Source organism: Cyanobacteriota bacterium, assembly GCA_025054735.1.
Classification (GTDB): Bacteria; Cyanobacteriota; Cyanobacteriia; order SKYG9; family SKYG9; genus SKYG9.
The window spans coordinates 1-4,017 of the sequence record JANWZG010000371.1 but is presented as its reverse complement, the minus strand read 5'-3'; the positions used below and the strand labels follow the sequence as shown (position 1 = coordinate 4,017).

4 protein-coding genes are annotated in these 4,017 nt (G+C 48.6%); 1 reads left to right on the top strand and 3 read right to left on the bottom strand.

The window, feature by feature from the left end; genetic code table 11:
- Positions 1–190: 190 nt before the first annotated feature.
- Complete coding sequence (locus NZ772_15195; GenBank protein MCS6814900.1) at positions 191–370, bottom strand: ssl1498 family light-harvesting-like protein; 180 nt, start codon at positions 368–370, stop codon at positions 191–193.
- Positions 371–653: 283 nt separating this feature from the next.
- Positions 654–1,898: a VWA domain-containing protein gene (locus NZ772_15190; protein ID MCS6814899.1), complete on the bottom strand. Its 1,245-nt coding sequence runs from the start codon at positions 1,896–1,898 to the stop codon at positions 654–656.
- Positions 1,899–2,039: 141 nt separating this feature from the next.
- Between NZ772_15190 and NZ772_15185 the strand changes: the two genes are divergently transcribed.
- Positions 2,040–2,456: a hypothetical protein gene (locus NZ772_15185; GenBank protein MCS6814898.1), complete on the top strand. Its 417-nt coding sequence runs from the start codon at positions 2,040–2,042 to the stop codon at positions 2,454–2,456.
- Positions 2,457–2,504: 48 nt separating this feature from the next.
- On the opposite strand, the gene NZ772_15180 is transcribed toward NZ772_15185, so the two are convergent.
- On the bottom strand, positions 2,505–4,017 hold a 1,513-nt coding region (locus NZ772_15180), incomplete at its 5' end, for an ABC transporter permease subunit (GenBank protein ID MCS6814897.1).

Below are 4,017 nucleotides of genomic sequence, written 5' to 3'. Positions count from 1 at the left end.
CAGTTGGCTTTTGGAGAAATGGTATTGATTACACTGAAGTAATCAAAAATGACTGTGTGAAGACTTCAGTCTTCACTACGAGCCTCAACAGCGTTTCTTCAGGCGTTGCGATTTTTTGCTACGGTTTTGACGGGCCTATGTCACTAGCCTCCAACAAGCTAGCGTGAGTTGGCGCATTGTCAAAGTAACACTAACTAGCCTTAGTGATGACAAAGGTTAGGACAATAAGGCCGACTACAAGCAGAGAACCGCTAACAGCGACCACGATGTAGTTAACAACCTGCGATCGAGTTGTAGGTTCAGCAACATACATTTTTGGCTCTGAGGCAAAGTTGTTAAGCCGTCCACCATCTTCAGTTGTATAAGGCATAGAAGTTCAATCAACAATATCAAGTACTTAGGTATGATTAGCTACTATCCAAGGACTAGCGTGACTCTACCCTATTCAGGGGTAAAAGTTACTAAAGCCTTGCGGCAACTAAGAATGCTGCTAACCAAAACGGCAAGATAATACCATTCCCAGTAAGTAGCACTAGATCATGTTTAGTTAGTTGCCACACTGTATCAGATTGGAGTGTAAAAGCCAAAAAACTGGTTTACAAATCGTAATAGAGCTATATATTAAGCAATACTGAATACAGTAATCACTCAGCTTAGTTGTCTTGCAACACAGTTTTAGAGACTAGACGTGTCTTTTTACGATCGCTCTCTGATAAATCCTCACCCGCTTGTAACCGGGTAGCATTTGCTTGTAATACCGTGGCTGCACTCTTGTCACCCAGTTGTAGGGCTGTTTTGGCGGCTGTTTGTAGCATAGTGGCGGCAGCTTGACGATCGCCTTCCCTAAGCTTTGTTTCAGCTAACTGTGTCTGACGATACTTAGCCAGCGCTAGAATGTGGGTCTGTACTTCTGGGTCAAGGTCAGGCTGATAGGATTGCACTACATCCACGACCACAGGCACACGCTCAGATAAGAGACCGGTTTGCTTGCTAATGGGATCGTCGTAGGTGACTTGCGCCCAAGCGATGGGATATTCTCCCAGGGGAAGCTGGCTGATGTAGACATTCACCATCACCAGCCGTGGCACATCGATCATCAAATCTCCTAGGCGAACGGTATACCCTTTGGGGTCTTGTTGAACGGGTAGCTCGACCACCTCAGGCATGACTTGGGCGATCGGTTTTAGCTCAGCTAGCCGTACCCCAGAAGCTAATGACACGTGTAGATAAGCATTGGTCAGTCCGACGGACTGCATCCGGCGAAACAGTCGATTAAATTGCTCCACTGCACTCTCAGGATGCTGGATATAGGCAAGGCTACCTCCGGCTGCATCCGCAATGCGCTCTAGAATATCCTGATTCCAATAGTCGCCAAACCCAAGGGTGCTGATAGTGAGATTATAGGTAGCAGCAACTTCCGCCAATTTTAAGCAGCGATTGTTGTCTCCATGTTCGTTTTCACCGTCTGTTAGTAACAGTGCCTGAGAGATGGCATCATACTTGCCCTTAGCCAATTCTTCAATTCCTAGGCGCAGTCCCTCGTCGATTGCAGTACCACCATCAGCCTGCAAGCTGTCAATTAGAGCTTTGATCCCCGCAGGGTTCGTCACGGGCTGGTTAGGAACTAACACCTTAGCCCGGTGATCAAACGCAATCACTGAGAGATAGTCTGTTGGTGCTAGTTGATCCACCAGTTGTTGAGCGGCCTGCTTGACAGTTTGCAGTGCTTTGCCACCCATGGAGCCGCTGTGGTCTAAGATTAGACATAGGTTTAGGGGAATAGACCGCTGTCGTCCTGTGGGCAAGGCAGACACAGATAACGCCACCTGCCGCTGACTTTCGGTTCGTGTAGCATCAATCGCACGATCGCTCAGTTGAACTCTTAAAGCTACATCCATGACTCTCTGTATCATCTAATAAGCCTAACAAGCCTGGTAAGCCAATCCTAGCGTACTTTCTGACAAAACAACGCAAAGCTTGGACTTGCCATGTTAAGGTAACTCCAAGTTGTTCAGGCCAAATTACGGCCCACCGTGCTTATGTCCCCAAAGTTCACAGACATGCAAACTTGGCAGCAAGCAGACTTACTCATGCAACCAGTCATGATCCGTCTGGTGGATAATTTGCGTAAGCAGGTAGAACAATTACCGTGGCGGAGTAGCTACCAGCCCGTTGACACCCCTATTCCTGGGTATCGGCTGTGCCTTTCCTACCAGGATCAAGAGCGGAGCGTAGATATTTGGGAGCTGTGTTATGCCATTTGTTTTCAAGACTACCAGTTAGGCAGACCAGACGATGTCCAGCTTGTCCAAATTGATAGGGAATTGCTCGATGCAGGTGGTGAAGTAGACTGGCACTACCTAGACAACAAGGCACATCGGGTTGTAGAGCAGAGTTTATATCACTTAACTCACGACTGGAGCAGGCAAAGTGCCACACACCATGGCGAAGCATGAGCCTAGACCTGTGAGATTAGGGGATCACTGTCTATCAGAGGATCAGTGCTATCGGAGCGATCGCCGCATTCCAGCGCTTGTTGCATCCACTAACATGGTTAACAACACAAAACAGATCAGTGATAACGACACACCGCGATAGTCAAAACTACTGAGTTGCTCTGTAAGCAAGCGCCCTAAGCCACCTGCGCCTACCAACCCTACAATTACTGTCTCTCGCATACAAACTTCCCAGCGGTAGAGGCTATAAGCAAGAAAACGAGTTAGTGTCATAGGTAGTAGGCTGTAGAGGAAGACTACAGCAGGAGATGCTCCTTGTGTCTTTATGGCTTGAGCTGGTCGCTGGTCAAGATTTTCAACTACCTCTGCCATTAGCCGACCAAGGATGCCTAGGTTGTGAAATCCGAGAGCAATTGCACCGGGAAGGATGCCAGGAAACAGCACAAAGGTTGCTATTAATGCCCAAACGGGAGCTGGGATCGCTCGACAGACTAACAGAACAAGGCGAGTCGATACAACACCCGGCCATGCCCACCATTGAGCGTAGTTGTTCCTGCTATGGCTATTAAACAGTCCCCCTGGCAGCCAAAGACTATGGGCAGCAAAAAACGATAGAACCATACCGCCGCTACCAGCAACTACGATCGCCAAAATGGACATGGCTAGAGTTTGTAATGACAGCATCCCTAGCTCGCTGAGAACTGCCGGAGTGACAGTCAGAGGCCATGACGATTTTGCTACATCTACGAGCAAGGCCAATGTGCGGGGTGCCCACAGCTTGCTGATGTCAGGGCGAATGTAAATAAAGCTAGCTGGAACTAGTATTACAGCGGCGATGACTGCGATCGTAGGGCTATAGTGCCAGAGCCAACCTGTCAGGGTGGGGGGCTGTTCACGGGAAATGCCTTCTGACTTAGTGGCCGAAGAACGACTAGCATGGCCTGTTTTCCAGTTCAAGTCTAACCGTGTGGGAGAACCAAGTCGCCGTCGCAGGAGGGCACTGAAAACATCTACGGATCCACTCAACAAGATTAAGGCATAGAACAGCGTCCACAGTTGCTCATAGCGCAGCGACTGCAGACTGAGCAAGATTTCATAACCCAAACCCCCTGCACCAATAATGCCTAAAACGGCTGCTGAACGAATTGAACACTCAAAGCGATAAAAACTATAGGACAGCAAATCTAAGCAAGCTTGAGGGAATATCGTATAAAGGCAGGCTGTAAGGGGAGATACTCCGCTGTTGACTAATGTCACTAAAGGTTGACGCGGGGTCTCATCTAACAGTTCGGAAAATACCTTGGTGACGATCGCACCATAGGGAATAACGATGCCTAACACAGCCACTAGCGGATCCAGGCCAAAAATGTTAACACAAAACAACCCCCAAATTAGCTCATGGATGGCCCTTGGGATAGCTAGGATGCCGCGTAGAGCTAACCAAACAGGGCGAGGTTGGTGGGGAGCAACTACTTGCCACCAAACTTCTGAAGTAAACAACCCTAGCACTAACCCGATCGCCACGCTAAGCACTGTGCCGCATACTGCATAGGCAAAGGTT

Coding starts and splice junctions, on each gene's coding strand:
- NZ772_15190 (MCS6814899.1), bottom strand. CDS start 1,898: ATGGATGTAGCTTTAAGAGTTCAACTGAGCGATCGTGCGATTGATGCT.
- NZ772_15185 (MCS6814898.1), top strand. CDS start 2,040: ATGTCCCCAAAGTTCACAGACATGCAAACTTGGCAGCAAGCAGACTTA.
- NZ772_15195 (MCS6814900.1), bottom strand. CDS start 370: ATGCCTTATACAACTGAAGATGGTGGACGGCTTAACAACTTTGCCTCA.